Origin of the sequence: Chthoniobacter flavus Ellin428, from assembly GCF_000173075.1 — a bacterium.
GTDB lineage: Bacteria > Verrucomicrobiota > Verrucomicrobiia > Chthoniobacterales > Chthoniobacteraceae > Chthoniobacter > Chthoniobacter flavus.
Window position 1 is genome coordinate 52,961 of sequence record NZ_ABVL01000025.1, and the last position, 19,256, is coordinate 72,216.

At 61.7% G+C, this 19,256-nt stretch carries 6 protein-coding genes and 1 pseudogene; 4 read left to right on the forward strand and 3 right to left on the reverse strand.

Going from position 1 to position 19,256, the window contains the following annotated elements:
• Positions 1–241: 241 nt before the first annotated feature.
• A complete protein-coding gene (locus tag CFE428DRAFT_RS26705; RefSeq protein WP_006982808.1) occupies positions 242–10,123 on the forward strand; it encodes a beta strand repeat-containing protein in 9,882 nt (3,293 codons plus the stop codon).
• Between the two features lie 167 nt (positions 10,124–10,290).
• Here the strand turns inward: CFE428DRAFT_RS26705 and CFE428DRAFT_RS26710 are convergent, their stop codons facing one another.
• Together CFE428DRAFT_RS26710 and CFE428DRAFT_RS26715 are read right to left on the reverse strand one after the other, a co-directional pair.
• Positions 10,291–13,290, reverse strand: a complete 3,000-nt coding sequence (locus tag CFE428DRAFT_RS26710; protein WP_006982809.1) for a PSD1 and planctomycete cytochrome C domain-containing protein — start codon at positions 13,288–13,290, stop codon at positions 10,291–10,293.
• Between the two features lie 12 nt (positions 13,291–13,302).
• Complete coding sequence (locus CFE428DRAFT_RS26715) at positions 13,303–14,706, reverse strand: DUF1501 domain-containing protein (RefSeq protein WP_006982810.1); 1,404 nt, start codon at positions 14,704–14,706, stop codon at positions 13,303–13,305.
• A gap of 348 nt (positions 14,707–15,054) precedes the next feature.
• On the opposite strand from CFE428DRAFT_RS26715, the gene CFE428DRAFT_RS26720 reads away from it, so the two are divergent.
• A complete protein-coding gene (locus tag CFE428DRAFT_RS26720) occupies positions 15,055–16,068 on the forward strand; it encodes a carbohydrate kinase family protein (RefSeq protein ID WP_006982811.1) in 1,014 nt (337 codons plus the stop codon).
• Positions 16,069–16,265: 197 nt separating this feature from the next.
• On the opposite strand, the gene CFE428DRAFT_RS26725 is transcribed toward CFE428DRAFT_RS26720, so the two are convergent.
• On the reverse strand, positions 16,266–17,126 hold the full coding sequence (locus tag CFE428DRAFT_RS26725; RefSeq protein ID WP_006982812.1) for an alpha/beta hydrolase: 861 nt from the start codon (positions 17,124–17,126) through the stop codon (positions 16,266–16,268).
• Between the two features lie 135 nt (positions 17,127–17,261).
• On the opposite strand from CFE428DRAFT_RS26725, the gene CFE428DRAFT_RS26730 reads away from it, so the two are divergent.
• The gene (locus CFE428DRAFT_RS26730; RefSeq protein ID WP_006982813.1) at positions 17,262–18,098 is read left to right on the forward strand and encodes a class I fructose-bisphosphate aldolase; all 837 of its coding nucleotides are present in this window, start codon (positions 17,262–17,264) and stop codon (positions 18,096–18,098) included.
• Positions 18,095–19,221: pseudogene (locus CFE428DRAFT_RS41390) on the forward strand (Gfo/Idh/MocA family protein). Before CFE428DRAFT_RS26730 ends, CFE428DRAFT_RS41390 begins: the two are co-directional and overlap by 4 nt.
• Positions 19,222–19,256: the final 35 nt, after the last annotated feature.

Genomic DNA, 19,256 nt, shown 5'->3' on the forward strand with positions numbered 1-19,256 from the left:
AGCGTCGCCTCTCACTCCTGGGTTGGCAGCGGCGAAAGAGACTTTGAGGCGAGCCGGAATACTTACGTAATAACTCGCATAAAACCCACATTCGCTTCGCCTGTCGACGATTAACAGCACCCGTAACTAATACGGGGCTTTCTGTAAACCAACCCCCGAAAGGTGTGACACCTGCTTGCTAGCATCCTGCGTTTTTCTACGGGCAACTTTACCTCCTGAAAAACGCAACAGCCCGACCCTCATGAAACATCGGCCATCCATTTCCAGCCGCGCCCTCAGGCGTTTCATCCTCGCTAATACTATCGCCGGATTAGTGGTGACCTCGCTGGCCACGACGAATCTCTTCATTGGCAGCGGATCCTGGAACACTCCCGGGAATTGGAGCCAGAACCATGTGCCGGGCTCTTCCGATGCGCTTTTCTTCAACAGCCCCGCGCAGTTGGACAACCAGCTCAACGGCAGCTTCACCGCGCAGACGTGGAGTTTCGATACCGGGTCCTCTAGTTTCAACGTCAACGCCAATACATCCAGCGCGACGCCCCAGACGCTCACCCTCACCGGCGGCACGAATGCCAACGGCGGCGCGGATCTCATTTCGCTGAGCGCCAAGACGACTGGCACGATCACGCTCGGCGGCACCGCCGGGGTCGGCACGCTCACCATCGCGTTCGGCGCGACCAATGGCACCATCAGCGTCGCCAACAGCGCCGCCAAACTCGTCGTCGGCGCCAATGCGCACCTCACGGGAATCAATGGCATCACCAAAAATGGCGCGGGCACATTGCAGATCCTCTCGACGAACAGCTACACCGGTGGGACGACGATCAATTTCGGCACCATCGCTTTTGCCAATGGCAGTCTGGGTTCAGGCACGATCACGCTCAATGGCGGCGGCCTGCAATGGCTCCCGGGCAATACCCAGGACATTTCCGGCCAGCTCGGCCCCGTCGGGTTCGGCGGAGGCATGTTGGATACGAATGGGAATAACGTCACCTTTACCGGCGCCCTCACCGGAACCGGCACGGTCAACAAAGTCGGAACGGGCACGCTGACCCTCACCAATGCCAGCTCCACGGCGCCGATCACGCTCACCGCCGGTACGCTGGCTCTCAGCAGCCCCGGTGCCTTGGGCTCGGGGACATTCACGCTCAACGGCGGAACTCTTTCTTTCGGCGCTCTGAGCAGCGCCTCCGCGGGCGCGTTGTCTGGCTCCGGCTCGCTGACGCTGATGAATAATGGCAACCAGCCGGTCAATTTCACCGTTGGCAGCAACGGCGCTTCGACCTTTTTTTCCGGATCGATCTCGGGCCAGGGCGCGTTGTTTCAAAGCGGCGCCGGCACGCTGACTTTGTCCGGCGACACATCCAACCTGACCGGGGCCATCGGGGTAAATCAAGGAACCGTGATCCTCGCCGCCAGCAATGTCACCTTGCCCGGCACGATGCAGCTCAGCGGGGGCAATCTCGGCTTCGGAAACAACACGGCCACTGCCTCGATCGGTTCATTCGGCGGCGCTGCGCCGTCTATCTTTTCCACACAGAATGGTCTCGGCGCACCGGTGGCCGTAACCGTCGGCGGCAGCAACAACACCTTCGGCTTTTCCGGCACAATCACCGGCAACGGCTCGATCACCAAGGTCGGGTCGGGAACGATGAGTCTTTCGGGCGATAGTTCCACGTTCACCGGCGGCCTCGCGCTCAATGCGGGCGCATTGCAAATCTCCTCGAGCAATGCCTTGGGCACCGGCACGTTCACTTACAACGGAGGCACGCTGAGTTTCCTCACCCAAAACAGTTTCAGCGCGGGTGCGCTGGCGGGGTCGGGCAACATTTCGTTGCAGAACAACTCCTCACAGCCGGTCACCTTCACCGTCGGCGCCAACGGCGCCTCGACGACTTACTCCGGTATGCTGTCCGGCACCGGCACGCTGGTGAAGGTCGGCACCGGAACGCTGGCGCTCACGAACCCGGTTTCGGCGGCCAACATTCAGCTCCAGGCCGGCACGCTCGATGTGAGTGCCAGTGCCACCGCTTTGGGCTTGGGAATTTTCACGATCAATGGGGGCGCTCTGGCCTTCGGCACGCAGACCAGTTCATCGGTCGGTGCCCTCGCCGGTTCCGGGAACCTGGTGCTGACGAATGCCAATAACCAAGGCGTCACCTTCAACGTGGGGCCGCTCACGGCAAGCACCACCTATTCGGGCGCGATCACCGGCTTGGGTACGCTGGTCGTGAATAGCTCGGGCACCCTCACGCTCTCCGGTTCAGGCTCCACGGCGGGCATCACGCTGCAGAGCGGCTCGATCAATCTCAGCCTCAATGGCGCGGCTTTGGGCACCGGGACGTTCACGATCAACGGCCCCAGCTCGGCCATGCACTACGGCAGCCAGCCTAACATCAACGCGGGCGCCCTGGCCGGCAACGGCACGCTCAACCTGCAGAATGACTCTTTCCAACCGGTGATTTTCAGCGTGGGCAGTAACGGCGCATCCACGACCTTCTCGGGGACACTGGCGGGAAACGGCACACTCGTGATGAACGGTCCAGGCACGATGACGTTGAGCGGAAACAACGCCGGCTTCACCGGAACGGTCAGCGTGAATCAAGGCACCGTCCTGTTTTCCTCCGTATCGCCCAATGTCTCCCTGCCCGGCAACCTCAATCTCGCGGGTGGCAATGCCGGGTTTGTCGGCAATCTCGTCAACACGGCTTCCTTCGGGTCGATCAATGCCACGAGTGCGTCGTCCTCGTTGTCCACCCAAAATGACCTCGGCCAACCGCTCGCCGTGACCGTCGGCACCAACGGCAGTTCCATGACTTTCCAAGGATCGCTGACCGGCACCGGTACGGTGATCAAACAAGGCCCCGGCACGCTCACGCTCGCCAATCCAAACTCGACGGCGAACATTACGCTGGCCAGTGGAACGATCAACACCAGCCAGAATGGTCTCGGCACAGGCACGTTTACCTTCAACGGGGGGACGCTCAATTTCGGCTCGAGTGTGTCGGCGGGCGGCCTGGCGGGAACAGCCGATCTCGCGCTGCACGGCGCCGTTTTCACCGTCGGCAGCAACGGCGCCACCACGAGTTACGCAGGCGCACTCTCCAACGGTCTATTGGTCATGAACGGCCCGGGCACCCTTCAGCTGACCGGGACCGCTTCTTCCGCGAGCATCACGCTTCTCGCCGGCACCATCGATCTCAGCTTAAGCGACCTCGGTCTGGGCCAGGGTGTCTTCACCATCAACGGCGGCAATCTCTCCTTCGGTCTCCAGACGAGATCCTCGACGGGCGCGCTCGCCGGCTCCGGCGACCTGGTGCTGACGAATACCAGCAATCGTGGCGTCACTTTCAACGTCGGCAACGATGGCGTCAGCACCACCTATACTGGCGCGCTCACCGGACTGGGCACCCTGGTCAAAACCGGCCCCGGCACGCTCACGCTCACCAATCCAAACTCGACGGCGAACATCACGCTTTCGCAAGGCGGTCTCAACATCAGCGCGAATGGGAACGCGCTCGGCTCGGGCACGTTTACCTACAACGGCGGAGCGCTCAATTTCGGCTCGAGTGTGTCGGCGGGCGGCCTGGCGGGAACAGCCGATCTCGCGCTGCACGGCGCCGTTTTCACCGTCGGCAGCAACGGCGCCACCACGAGTTACGCAGGCGCGCTCTCCGGCGGCACATTGATCATGAATGGCCCGGGCACACTTGGATTGGCGGGCACAGGTTCCTCCGCCGGCATCGGGCTCCTCGCCGGCACGATCGATCTCAGCGGCAGCAGTACCGGCCTGGGCACGGGAATCTTCACGATCAATGGTGGCAATCTTACGTTCGGCAACCAGACCAGTGCCTCGGCCGGCTCACTGGCTGGGTCCGGCGGGCTGGTGCTGACGAATGCCAGCAATCAAGGCGTCGCTTTCACCGTCGGCGCCAATAACCTCTCCACCACTTACACAGGCGCGGTCTCCGGATTGGGCACGCTGGTCAAGACTGGCTCCGGCCTGCTCACGCTGACCAATTCGAATTCGACCGCGGGCATTACCGTGTCGCAAGGCGGAATCGATATCAGCCAGAATGGCAACGCCCTCGGCACCGGCACCCTCACCGTGAACAACGGCGGCTTCCTCAATGTCGGCAACCTCACGAATATTTCGGCCGGTGCCTTTGCCGGCTTCGGCACCTTCACTCTCCAAAACAATTTCGGCAGTCCGCTCATTTTCACCGTGGGCAGCAACGGCGCCTCCACGAGCTATTCGGGACAACTCTTCGGACCCGGCACCCTCGTCAAGGTGGGCACCGGCACGATGGCACTGACCGCCTCCAACTCGACCGCCAACCTCACCCTGGCCAACGGCGCATTCGACATCAGCTTCAACGGCGACGCTCTCGGCTTGGGCGTGTTCACGATCAATGGCGGCGCGCTGAATTTCGGAACGCTGACCAGTGCCACGGCGGGCGGGCTGGCGGGTTCGGGCGGGCTCGTGCTCACGAACACGAGCAATCAAGGAGTGACCTTCACCGTGGGTAGCAATAACGTCCCCACTACCTACGCCGGGGCGGTCACCGGCCTGGGCACGCTGGTCAAAACGGGCACCGGCTCGCTCGCACTCACCAACTCCAATTCGACCGCGGCGATCACGCTCTCCCAAGGCACGCTCGACCTTAGCCAATATGGTTCCGCTCTCGGCTCGGGTACCTTTACCGACAACGGCGGGACGCTCAATTTCGGCTCGCTCACGTCCGCGTCAGCCGGAGGACTGGCGGGAACCGGCACTCTCTCGCTGTCCAACAACTCCTTCCAGCCGGTCGCTCTCACCGTCGGCAGCAACGGTGTGTCGACGACTTTTCCCGGACAGATCTCCGGCCCCGGTTCGCTGGTCAAAGTGGGCGCGGGTACTTTGACGCTCACCGCGGCCAATACTTACGGCGGTGGCACGATCATCAACGGCGGCTCGATCGTCAGCACCAATGTCGGCACTTCCTTCTCCGTTTTCGGCGGCGGCCCGGTGTCCGTGGGCGTCAATGGTATGCTCACCGGCGTAGGCTTCATACCCGGCAACACCGCGGTAAATGGCACACTCGCTCCGGGCAACCCGATCGGCACCCTGAATTTCGGCAACACGCTGAGTCTTGCGAACACCGGGCAATTGCAGATCACCTTGGGTGGCGAGACACCCGGCACGAATTACAGCCAGGTCTTCGTGCAAAACCAGTTCACCCTTTCCGGCAACCTGAACCTCAGTTTCGCCAATGGCTTCCTGCCGAATGTCGGGGACAAGTTCTTCATTCTCGACACGGTGGGTGGTAGTGCAATCAGCGGCACTTTTGCCAACGTCACCCCACTGGGTGGCAACGTCGGCCAGATCACGTTCGACGGCGTGACCTTTCAGGTGAACTACGCCGACAGCAATACGGATGGCGGGTCCAATGATGTCTCGCTCACCTACATGGGATCCGCCGGCTCTGGTTTCTTCACCTGGTCGGGCGCAGGAGCAAATACGAATTGGTCCACAAACGCGAACTGGTTGAACGGCACCGCACCATCCACTAGCACCTTCGCCACGCAGCTCATCTTTTCGGGCTCGGGCACGGGCAACTTCCTCACGCCGAACAATGATACCGCCGGCTTCGAGGCGGGTAGCATCAGTATTCAGCCCGGCACCGGGAATTTCGTGTTCTCCGGACAATCGATCTTTCTCGGCAGTGGTGGCCTCACCTCCACTCGGACCGGGACGCAGACGTTCAACAACGCCATTGAGCTCTTCGCCAATCAGACCTGGAATATCGGCAACGGCAGCACGGTGCTCATCAATGGGAACATCTCTGGTTTTAGCTCCCCCACGCTGACCAAGACCGGGTCCGGCACGTTGATCCTCGCGGGCGCCACCTCCCTCATTAACGGGCTCACCATTAGTGCGGGGACACTGCAGTTGGGCAATGGTGGAACGACCGGCACCCTCCCTAACTTCATGCCGATCGTCGATAACGGGAACCTGACCTTCAATTTCTCGCGAACCGTTGTCGAGACAACCGACTTCGGTCCCATTTCCGGCGCCGGGACCGTAACTCAGGCCGGCCCGGCCAGCGTCTTTCTCAACTCCAACACTTACACCGGTGGCACGATCATCACGGGTGGCCTGATCAATTTCGGAGGGACCGGTCTCGGCACCGGTCCGGTCACGCTCAATGGCGGTGGCCTGCAGTGGTCTACCTTGATCGACATTTCCTCGCAGCTCGCGCCGATCGGTCCTTTAGGTGGTACCTTCGACACCAATGGCAACAGCTTCAGCTTCAACAATCCCATCAGTGGAACAGGCACGCTCACCAAAACGGGCGACGGCACGCTCACCCTGAATCCCGACAGCCTCGGGTTCAGCGGCGGCTTCACGGTCCTGCAGGGCAGTCTGAATTACGGCTTTGCTTCGAACGCCCTCGGCACGGGGACGATCACGCTCGCCGGTGGAACGATCGGGTTTACCAACCTGACGAACGCAAATGCCGGTGCGCTGGCCGGGACGGGTAACATCGTGCTCACCAATGCGTTCAACCAGCCGGTCAATCTTTTCGTCGGCGGCAATGGCGCCTCAACGACTTATTCCGGCACGCTTTCGGGCTTGGGCACGCTCACCATGAATGGCACCGGCACCTTCACACTCGCCGGCGACAGCACTGGCTCGCCCAGCGCGGTCCTCCTCCAGCAAGGCACGGTCGCGCTGGGTACGACGAACGCCGCCGCCGGTTACCTGCTGGTTTTGAATGGGGGCAGCCTGTCGTTCGGAACGCTCACCAGCGCCTCCGTGGGCGGACTCCAGGGCAACGGATCGGTGACACTGGCGAATGTCACTAACCAAGCCGTTGCGCTCAGCGTCGGCGCCAATAACAGTTCGAGCAATTTCACGGGGGCACTGACCGGCCCGGGCGCGCTCATCAAGGAAGGCACCGGCACGCTCACGCTGACTAACCCGACCTCGACGGCAGCGATCACACTCAACGCGGGGACCATTGATATCAATAACAGCCCCAACGCGCTGGGTGGCAGCACCTTTACCATCAACGGCGGCACGCTGAACTTCGACACCCAGAACACCGTTTTTGCCGGCGCTCTGGCGGGTTCCGGCCCGCTGGTCCTGACAAATAGCAACAACCAGCCCGTCCAATTCATCGTGGGCAGCAATGGCGCCTCCACAACCTATTCGGGCACGCTCTCCGGCTTCGGCGGGCTCATCATGAATGGCACGGGCACGCTCACGCTCGCCGGGGATAGCACCGGATCGATGAGCGCCATCAGCCTGCAGCAAGGCACTGTTGCGCTCGCCACGCCGAACGCCGCCGCCGGTTACACGCTCGCTCTGAATGGTGGAACCCTGTCCTTCGGATCGCTAACCACTACCACGGCGGGAGCCTTGCAAAGCAACAACGGCACGCTCACGCTCACCAACACCTACAATCAAGCGGTCACCTTCACCGTGGGGGGAAACAATAGCTCGACGACCTTCGGAGGTTTGCTGAATGGCCTCGGCACGCTCGTAAAAACGGGCACGGGTACCCTCACGCTGGGCAACCCGAATTCGACCGCCGCGATCGCGCTCAACGCGGGGACCATTGATATCAATAATAGCTCCAACGGGCTGGGTTCCGGCACCTTTACCATCAACGGCGGCACGCTGAAATTCGACGGTCAGACCGTCGTCTTCGCCGGCGCTCTCGCCGGTTCAGGAAACCTGGCGCTGACAAATAGCCTCAACCAGCCTGTCCAATTCGTCGTCGGCAGCAACAACGCCTCGACGACCTATTCAGGCACGCTCACCGGTCTCGGCGGAGTCACCATGAATGGCCCGGGCACGCTGACGCTTGCCGGGGATAGCACCGGCTCGATCAGCAACGTCAACTTGCAGCAAGGCACCGTCGCGCTCGGCACACCGAACGCCGCCGCGGGCTATACGCTGAATTTCTCCGGCGGAACACTTTCCTTCGGAATACTGACCAGCGCCACCGTCGGCGGCTTGCAAGGAGGTGACGGCGTCACCCCATTGGTGCTCACCAACACGAACAACCGGGGAATTACGCTTGCCGTCGGCGCCAATGGTGTCCAGACAACCTTTTCCAACCCGCTGACCGGCCTGGGCACGTTGGTAAAGATCGGCAACGGCACGCTGACCTTGAGCAACTCGACATCCACCGCGGCGATCACTTTGGCGGCCGGCAGGCTCCGCCTCGGTGTCAACAATGCGTTGGGTTCCGGCACCTTCACTCTCAATGGCGGCACGCTGTCTACCAATGGAATGACGAATCTGGGCACCGGCACGTTCACCATCAACGGTGGCTCGATCGATTTTGGCAGCCAGGCGAACGCGGTCGTGGGCTCTCTCGCGGGCTCAGGCGATCTGGTGCTCACCAATGGCTCCAACGCGCCGGTCCTTTTCATTGTCAACGGCAGCAGTTCCACCACTTATTCCGGAAAAATCACCGGCCTCGGCCAGGTAGCCATGCAAAGCTCGGCGGGGACACTCACCCTCGCGGGCGACAGCACGGGCGCCAACGGCAGCGTCACGCTGCAGCAAGGGACGGTCGCGTTGGGCACGCCTCAAGCGGCCGCGGGTTATACTCTTACGCTCAATGGCGGCGCGCTGTCGTTCGGCGCCCTGACGAATGTCACCGTCGGCGGACTCCTGGGCAACGCGCCCCTCACTCTCACCAATAGCAACAACCAGCCCGTCACCTTGACCGTCGGAGCGAACAGCCCCGTCGGAATCTACAACGGCGCGCTACTTGGATCCGGCTCCCTGGTCATGAATGGCGGTGGCACGCTCACCTTGGGCAATCTCGGCACGACCGTTCCCATCACGCTCAACGCCGGCACCATCAATCTCGGCGCGAACAACGTCTTGGGATCGGGAGTCTTCACCATGAATGGCGGCACGCTGAGCCTGAACAATTTTACGCCCGGTGGGAGTATGTTCACCATCAACGGCGGCACGGTCAATTTCGGGAGTCAGACGAACGCCCAGATCAGCTCCCTCGCGGGCACGGGTGGACTTGTGTTGACCAACACGAACAACCAGCCAGTCACCCTCAACGTCAATACGATCGCCGGCAATCCCACGAGTTACGGAGGTGCGCTGACCGGTCTGGGTACGCTCGTCGTGAACGGTTCCGGCGTTCTCTCACTCACCGGCAGCAATTCGACCGCTCCCATCACGCTGAACGGCAGCACGATCGATCTCAGCGCGAATGGCAACGGCCTCGGTACGGGCCTCTTCACGATCTTAGGAGGCGGGCTCAACTTCGGGGCGTTGACCGCCGCCTCCGCAGGTGGACTTACCGGCAGCGGTCTGCTGACGCTGACCAACACGAGCAACCAAGGCGTCGCTTTCACGGTCGGAGCGAACAATGGCTCGACGAGTTTCACCGGCACGCTGACCGGGCTCGGTTCCCTCATCAAAATGGGAACGGGCACCCTGACTCTCACCCACCTGAACAGCTACAACGGGGGCACGAACATCAACAATGGTGCTGTGGCCATCACCAACGTGGGCGCGTCTTCCGTTCTCGGCACCGGCCCGGTCCACGTCGGCCTTGCCGGAACTCTCACCGGCAACGGTCAGGTCGTCGGCGCGGCCTCTATCGACGGCACCGTAGCTCCCGGCAATCCTTCCGGCAACACGATCGGCCAAATTATCTTTGGCAGCCTGACGTTCACCAGCGTTGCGCATCTTCAGCTCGAATTGGGCGCTGGCTCCCCAGGCACAGGCTATGACCAGGTCGTCAGTAACGGCCAGATCACCCTCGCGGGTAATCTCGATGTCAGCCTCATGGATGGCTTTACCCCCTTCCTCGGCGAGAAATTCTTCATCCTCGATGACACGCCCATCGGGCTGACCATTACCGGCGCCTTCGCCAACGTCACCCCCACCGGCGGCGCGACTGGATTGTTCACCATTCCCGGCGTGGCCAACTTCGCGGTCAACTACGCGGACACCAGCGGAATGGACGGCAACAGCACGCTCAACGACGTCTCGCTCATCTACCTCGGCATCCCCGAGCCATCGTCGGTCGTGGCGCTGTTGGGTGGTGCTCTGACACTCCTCGGTTGGCGCCGGCGGCGTACTCGCCGAGGGTAAGACGCCGCACCGCACGCGCCCCCCAACCAAAATAGGAGAGATAGGAGTTATAGGAAGAATAGGAGAAATAGGACTCCTATAACTCCCATTCTTCCTATTCCTCCTATTCCTCCTATTCCTCCTATTCCTCCTATTCGGATCGGCCGCTTCCGCCGCCGCATCCCAATTCAGTACAGGAACACCAACTCGTTATTCTCCAGCACGGCCTGCGTGTAGCGCTCCATCACGTTGAGCTGCTTTACGGGTTCCATGGCCTTGAGGGCTTTGGCCTTGCGCGCCTTGGTCGCATCGTCGTCGCTGGCTTGCGGGGCGAGCTTCGGATCGGGAATTGTCGGCGGATCATCGGAGAGGAAGTTCCGGGCGAGGACGAGTTCCTGCGCCGTGGGCTGACGCTGGAAAGCGGTCCGGTAGATGAAGCGCACTTTGTCTTCATCGATGCCATCCTTCGGGAAGTCGGAACGCGTGAGAAGGTTCTTCACCTGTTCGACAACGAACGGACTGTTCATCAGGAAAAGCGCCTGCTGCGGCACCGTGGTGAGCATGCGCTCGCCGTTGGTCATGTCGGGGTTCGCGAAGTCGAACGTGCCAAACATATCCGGCAACGAATTGCGATCGACCATCGCGTAGACCGTGCGGCGATCCGTGCTCGTCTTCGGCGTCATCGCGTCGGCGACCATGGCGCGGTAACGGTTGGAAACCGTGGAAGCCGCCATGATGAACGGACGGCCATTCAAGTCGCGATCCAGCTTGCCGGCGAGGATGAGCAACGTGTCGCGGGTTTCCTCGAAATCGAGTCGCTGGACATTCATCCGCCAGAGCCACTGGTTGGTCGGATCGTCGCGCAGGGCCTTGTCATTCGGCGCGCTGCTTTGTTGATAGGTGGACGAGAGCAGGATGAGCTTGTGCAGCTTCTTGAACGACCAGCCGTTGTCCATGAACGACGTGGCCAACCAATCGAGCAACTCGGGATGGGTCGGCGGTTCGGAACGCGTGCCGAAATCGCTCACGGTGCGGACGATCGCCTGGCCGAAATGCCACTGCCACACGCGATTCGCGATGACGCGCGCGGTGAGCGGGTTGTCGCGGCTGGCGATGCGCTGGGCCAGTTCGAGGCGGCCGCTGCCATCCTTGAAGGGCTCATCCTTGCCCTGCGAAAGCACGGTCAGGAACTTGCGCGGCGCGAGTTCGCCCCGGTTGCTCGGTTCGCCCCGGACGAAGACGTACGAATTCTTCGGCGTCGGCTTGTCTTCCATCGCCATGGCGCACACCGGTGCACCCGGATGGGCGAAATTGATGCTGACCTTCTTCGCCTCGATGGCCGTTTCCGGATTGGTGAACTGCACGCCCAGCGCGCGAGTCATCAGCTTCTGGTCGGGCATCACTGTCGATTCGCCACCGAAGATGCATTCGCGCAACGCTTCCATCGGGCCATCGATTTTCGTTTGCACCTTGGCGACGGGGAACTTCACGTTCCGCCCCGCGCCGCGATAGCCGGTGTAAGCGGGCAGATCGAGCTGCTTGCGCAAGTCGGCAAAGACTTCCGTGTAAACCGCCGCCACGTCCTTCAACGTCGTCGGCGCCTTGGCCGCGAGCGCGGAAGCGAGCGCCGGCTGGTACTGGCCTGAGCTCTCGATTTCCTTGGCCAGTTCCGGGCCTTTTTCGGCAAATTGCTCGTCCGTCAACTCGGTGAACTTCAGCCACGGGCCAAGCACCGCGTCGGTCTTTTGCGCCGCCTTGATGCGGTCCATCCAAATGAACGCGACCTCGGCCTCCAGCCCGCGCTGGCGGGCCATGAGCCGGAAGTTATCTCCGCGTTTGCTGGTGTCCTTGGCCGCGGCACTGTCCCGTGTGGCGAGCAGGTATTCGCCGGCCTTGTCGAGCATGCCCGAAACGAGTCGCGCGGCGTTCGTCTCGCGATACTTCTCCACTTCCTGATCCACCTTGGCTACTTCGGCCTCATAAGCCTTGTAGTTCGTGCTGTCCTTGTCGACGGGCGCGATGATCGGCTCCTCGGTCGGCTCCTGCGAACTGCTGAAGACGCCGTGCAGCGCGTAGTAATCCTTCGTCGGGATCGGGTCGAACTTGTGGTCGTGGCAGCGGGCGCAGGCCACGGTCAGGCCGAGCATGCCTTTGCTCACCACATCGATACGATCGTCGATGACATCGTTTTCCACCCCCATGAAACGCTTGCCCACGGTGAGGAAGCCGAGCGCGGCGAGCTTCGATTTGTCCTTCTCCGCTTCCGGCAGGCGATCCGCCGCGATCTGTTCGCGGACGAATTGATCGTAGGGCAGATCCGTGTTGAACGCGTTGATGACGTAATCGCGATAGGTCCAGGCGTAAGCGAAAAGCGGCTGGCGCTTGCCATTGAGACGATCGCCGCTCGTGTCCGCATAGCGGGCCACGTCGAGCCAGTGACGGCCCCAGCGCTCACCGTAAGTCGGCGAAGCCAGCAGACGATCGATCACCTTCTCGTAAGCGTTGGGCGAGTTGTCGGCCAGGAACGCATCCACCTCCGCGAGCGTCGGCGGCAGGCCGGTGAGATCGTAGGTCACCCGGCGCAGCAACGTCGCCTTGTCCGCCGGAGCGGAAGGCGTGAGCTTCTTTTCCGTGAGCTTCGCGAGGACGAAAGCGTCGATCGGGTTCTTGATGAAATGCTTCTCATCCACCGGCGTCGGCACCGTAGGATTCTTGATCGGCTGGAAAGCCCAGTGTTCCTTTGCCGTCTTGTCGTTCCAGGCGGCTTTGCGCGTCGCCTTGCCGTCGCGCGGATCGGGCGCGCCCATCTTGATCCACTGTTCGAAGTCGGCGATCACCTCCGCCGGGAGCTGATCCTTCTTCGGCGGCATGGCCAGATCCGGGTCCGGATCCGAATGCTTCATCGAGGTCAGCAGCAGGCTCTTCTCCGGCTTGCCGGCGACAATCGACGGGCCGGAATCGCCGCCCTTGAGGATGCCTTCGGCGGTATCGAGCAGGAGGCCACCCTTGACCTTCTTCGATGTCGCGCTGTGGCATTCGTAGCATTGCTCCGAAAGCACGGGACGGATTTTCTTCTCGAAGAAGTCGAGCTGGGCGAGATCGGACGGCACGGCCGCACCGGCACTGGCGACGCCGCTGAGAACAGCGGCCACCGTGAGCAAGCGAGGAGATGTCAGGCGAACAGTCATGATGCGCAAAAATTAGGAAACGAGCCCCGTGACCACATTGCCGAAGACGTCCGTGAGCCGGAAGTCGCGGCCATTGTAGCGATAAGTCAGCTTCTCGTGATCGAAGCCGAGCTGGTTGAGGATGGTGGCGTGCAAGTCATGGACGTGCACCTTGTTCTCGACCACGTCGTAGCCGAAATCGTCGCTCGCACCGTAAGCCTGGCCGCCTTTGATGCCGCCGCCGGCCATCCACGCGCAGAACGCACGATGATGGTGATCGCGGCCCGGTTCGCCACGAGCGCCCTTGTCATGGCGCGGGGTGCGGCCAAATTCACCGCCCCACACGACCAGCGTATCCTCGAGCATGCCACGCTGCTTGAGATCGGTGAGCAACGCGCCGACCGGCTGATCGAGCAACGCCGCCTGCTTCTCGAGATTGCCCTTCACATCCGTGTGGTGATCCCAACTTCCCGCCCACACCTGCACGAAACGCACGCCATTTTCCACCAGGCGGCGGGCGACGAGCATGCGGCGTCCAGTCTCGGTATCGCCATACATATCGCGAATGTTCTGCGGTTCCTTGGTGACGTCGAAAGTGTCCATCGCTTCCGCCTGCATATTGAAAGCGAGCTCGAAGGACTGGAGACGCGCCTCCAGTGCCGCCTCGTGCGCCTGGCGCTCGGTGTGCAGATCGTTCATCGCCTTGAGCAGATCGATCTGCCGGCGCTGTTGAGGGCGGGTGGCGAATTGGCTGCGGATGTTTTCAATGATCCGGTCCACCGGGCCACTGACGTTGCCTACCAGCGTTCCCTGGAAGGCGCCGGGCAGGAAGGCCGAACGCCAGTTCGCCGCGCCACCAAGACCACCGCCGAGAGCGATGAAACCGGGCAGGTTCTGATTTTCCGCGCCCAAGCCGTAAAGCACCCATGCACCCATCGAGGGCTTCACCAGACGGCCCGACCCCGTATTCATCATCAGCGTGGCGAAATCGTGCGCGGGGATGTCCGTATTCATCGAGCGGATGACCGCGATGTCATCGATGTGGTCACCGATCTTCGGGAAAATTTCGCTCACCTCCACGCCGCTCTGGCCGCGCTTGGTGAATTTGAACTGTGTCGGCAGCGGGATGCCGCCGATTTCCTTCACATCCTTGCCGATGTATTTCTCCATCTCCGGCTTCGGATCCCAAGTGTCGATGTGCGACGGGCCGCCTTGGGAGAAAATATGGATGACGCGCTTCGCCTTGCCCGGGAATTGGGGTTGCTTGGGCGCCAGGGGTGAAAGGTTCATCGCCGCCTGGGCGCTGCCGCTGCCGAGGGAGGCGCCGAGAAGGCCGGCCAGACTCAACGCGCCAAAGCCCATGCCAAATCGGTTGAGGAATTGGCGGCGCGTAACGCAATAATCTTCGGGGGAAGGGAGATGTTGGTTGATGTCCATAATGCTGTGTGTTCTTGGGGCGGGTTAACCCAATAAGTCCCAACAAGTTTCGCCCTTAGCGAAAATATTAAATTTTGCTTAATAAAACGCCATTTCGGTGGTTTTTGGGCGGACCAGGAGCAGATGAGGCGGAGGATGAAGACGTTTTCCGATTCGAGGTCGTGTGGGCGCCCATCCGCGTTTTTTTTAAATCCACCAGTCCCTCTCAACAATTCTTCTCTGCGCCTCTGCGGCCTCTGCGTTTAAAAAATTCTTTGGTCGCGGCTCTGCCGCGCTGGACCTCTGCGTTTTAAAATGATTTCCGCTTGCCCCGGCGCGCGTGGCGTGAATCCTCCTGCCCCTCGCAAAATGAACACACGCTCAGGAATCCTTGCCGGCGGTAACTGGATCATCGACCACGTCAAAATCATCGACACCTGGCCGTCGCAGGACGCGCTGGCCAATATTCTCTCCAGCACGCACGGCACCGGCGGTTCGCCTTACAATATCCTCATCGACCTCGCCAAGCTTGGGACTCCCTTCCCCCTCGCCGCGGTCGGTCTCGTCGGCCAGGACGGCGATGGGCAGATCATTCTCGACGACTGCGTGAAGTTCAAAATCGACGCCAGCGCCCTGCAGCAGACCGATAAGGCGCCCACTTCCTACACGGACGTGATGACCGTCCAGTCGAACGGCCGCCGCACCTTCTTTCACGCGCGGGGCGCGAATGCGCTGCTCGATTCGCCGCACTTCGATTTCAGCAAGACGACAGCTCGCTTGTTCCATCTCGGCTATCTGCTCCTCCTCGACATCCTCGACAGCGAGCATCCGCAATACGGCACCGTGGCCGCCGAAGTTCTGTCCCGCGCCCAAGCCGCCGGGCTCAAGACGAGCATCGATCTGGTGAGCGAAGACAGCGACCGTTTCGCCAAGGTTGTCTCGCCCGCGCTGAAGCATGTCGACCTTTGCATCATGAATGAATTCGAGGCGGGACGGGTCACGGGACTGCCCATCCGCACCGATAGCGGCCTCGATCGCGTCGCCTTGAAAAAAGCGATGGAGCAAATCCTCGCCGCGGGCGTCCGCGAACACGTCATCATCCATTTTCCCGAAGGCGGCGCCGCGCTCGGCCGCGACGGACAATTCTGCGAGCACGCGAGCGTGAAGCTCCCGAGCAGCTATATCAAAGGCGCCGCCGGCGCCGGCGATGCCTTCACTGCCGGTGTCCTCCTCGGCTGGCATGAGCATTTGCCGGTCAAGGATTGGCTCCGCTACGGCGTGTGCGCCGCGGCCGCCAATCTCGCCGACGAGACCTGCACGGGTGGCATGCTGCCGCTCGCCCAGGTCCTCGAAATCGGCACGCGGTTCGGTTTTCGGGCGTAACACGAAGTCCCCTTCCTGCGTGTCATCCCGAGCGGAGCGTCCCGGCGGCGAAGGGGGCGGGACGCGCAGTCGAAGGCCCCCGCCGCTTTACTGGAGATCCTCGCTGGTTGTTCGGCTGGTTCTTCGACTGCGCGCTCCCCACTGGCCCACGAGCGCTCCGCTCAGGATGACACCGGGGAAAGGAAATCGCTCCGTTACTACTTCAAAGCCTGATCCACAAACTCGAACAACTCCTTCGTGGCCGGATCCCCCTCCACGCCGAGGTTGTTATTGAGTTTGCTGTGATCCGTGTCCTTCGCCCCAAAGACCTTCACGGACACGCCCGCACTCTTCAGCGCCTTGGCCAGATCCTGGGCCTGCAACGTCGTATCCGGGTGCGTGGCCACGTGCAGTAGTAGGAACGGCGGAATACCCTTGTCCTTCTTCACGTGATTCACCGCGGAGTAATCCGCCTGCTGCTCCGGATTACCGAACTTCGCTCGGTGCCCTCCCTTCGGTTCCGGCAAATTGTAAACGCGGCAGCGCGTATCGGAGAGCGCTACGCTGGCCGGCACATTGTAGGTGTCGCCATCCACCGGCACGCAGCCTTTCACATCGGAAAACGGCACACCCTCGGCCTTGAGCAACCGCTCATCCGTGCAAAGCAGCGCCGCAAGTTGCGCCCCTGCGGAATGCCCCATGATGAACATCCGGTGCGGATCGCCCCCGTATTCCGCTGCGTGGGTGTGCACCCAACCGACGGATTTCGCCACGTCGTGAATGAGGTCGCCCATCAACACTTTCGGCCACAGCCGGTAATTCACCGAGACAAAGACGAACCCCTTTTTCCCAAACGCCGCCGGCTTTTCCTGCACCTCGGCCTTGTCTCCTTGCGCCCAGCCGCCACCGTGAATCCAAACCACGACTGGCAAATCCTTCGCGCCCGGCGGAGCGTAAACATCCAGCTTCTGCGCTGCGTCCGCCGAGTCCGTGTAAGGAATATCGCGCTGGATCTTGAGATCTTCGGCACACGCGGCAGACGCGAGGCCGGCACAAAGGAGGAGGGAGAGCAGCTTCATGAGGGGGAATTTCAGGGGAAGAGGTGCCGATGAGACAACTTTCGCCCGATGGATGCAAGTTGGCCGTTCGGACAATTGTATACAAAACCGCTTGCCCCGCCGCCCATCTGCAGACACGCTCCATGCCTCCTTTCGATGAAAGCATTCCGCCTCAACCGTCTCTTCAATTCCAAATCCAACCGCTGCTTCGATGTCGCCATCGACCATGGCTTCTTCAACGAGCGTGGCTTCCTCCAAGGTATCGAAAACCTCGAACTGGCCGTGCGCTCGCTGGTCAAGGCCGCCCCGGATGCCATTCAGCTGACCATCGGCCAGGCCGAACTGCTCCAGCGCATTCCCGGCAAGCAGAAGCCCGCGCTCGTCCTTCGCACGGACGTGGCCAATGTCTACGGCTCCGAGCTGCCGCGCACGCTTTTCAGCCGCATGATCGGCAACGCCTGCGAACAAGCCGTGCGCCTCGATGCCACCTGCGTGGTGGTCAATCTCTTCCGCATCCCCGGCCAGCCCGAGGTGACCGACCAGTGCATCGAAAACATCCTCAAGATCAAGCCGGAGTGCGAACGCTGGTGCATGCCGCTGATGATCGAGCCGCTCGTCTTCCGTCCGAATGAACAGGCCGGCGGTTACATGGTGGATGGCGATCCCGACAAGATCATCCCACTCGTCCGCCAGGCGGTGGAACTCGGCGCGGATATCATCAAGGCCGACCCGACCGACGACGTGGGCGTCTACCACCGCGTGGTGGAAATCGCCGGGCGCATCCCGGTGCTCGTGCGTGGCGGCGGCAAGGCGCCCGACGCGGAAATCCTCGAACGCACGGAGCGGCTCATCCAGCAAGGCGCATCCGGCATCGTTTACGGCCGCAACATCATCCAGCATCGCGACCCAGCCGGCATGACCCGCGCGCTCATGTCCATCGTCCACGAAAGTGCGACCGCCAAGGAAGCCATCAAATTCATCGCCGAGAAATGAAGACCCTTCGCCTCGGTATCATCGGTGGCGGCCTCATGGGCCGCGAAATGGCCAGCGCGATCGGCCGCTGGTGCGCGCTCACGGACGCTCCCGTGCAACTGGAGCTGACGGCGATCTGCGATCTCGCGGAGCCGGTGCGCGAATGGTTTCGCCGCATCCCGTCGGTGAAACTTTTCACCGCGGATTCGAAGGAACTCTGCGCCAGCGACCTCGTGGATGTCATCTACGTCGCGGTGCCGCATCATCTGCACGAGAGCCTCTATCTCGACGTGCTGAAGAGCGGGGAAGGATCTCTTCGCGGAAAAGCCCTTCGGCATCAATCTCGCCGCCGCGCAGAAGATTCGCGACACCGCGAAGGAGCTCGGACGTTTCGTGCGCTGCTCGTCGGAATTCCCCTTCCTGCCCCGGCGTGCAGAAAGCCGTGCGCTATCTGCGCAGCGGACAACTCGGCCATATCCTCGAGATTCGCAGCGGGTTCCATCACGCCAGCGATCTCGACCCGAACAAGCCGATCAACTGGAAGCGGCAGAATAAATTCTGCGGCGAGATTGGCGTCATGGGCGACCTCGGCATGCATACGGCCCACGTGCCGCTGCGGCTGGGTTGGAAGCCCAAGCGCGTCTATGCACAATTGCAGAAGATTTACACCGAGCGACCCGATGGCAAAGGCGGCATGGCCCCATGCGACACGTGGGATAATGCGCTGATCCATTGCGACGTCGACATCGCTGGGAAGGAAGTCCCGATGCGTCTCGAAACGAAGCGCCTCGCGCCCGGTGAAATGAATACCTGGTATCTCGAGGTGCTCGGCACCGAGGGCGGCGTGCGTTACTCCAGCAAGGAGACGAAGACGCTCTGGCATTTCCGCCGCGGCAAGGAACAGATCTGGGAACGCTACGATGTAGGGATGGGCGAAAGCGCCTTCCCAGTCGTGACCGGCGGCATTTTCGAAGCCGGCTTCCCCGATTGCTTCCAGCAGATGCTCGCGGCCTTCGCCGCCGAACACGCTGGACAACTCGGTGAACGCTTCGGCTGCGCCACGCCAGACGAAGCGGTGGGCAGCCACGAGATCTTCGATGCCGCGCTGCGCTCGCACGCGGAGAAACGCGCGATCGACCTGTAGGCGAAAGTATTCAGTGATCAGTAATCAGTAATCAG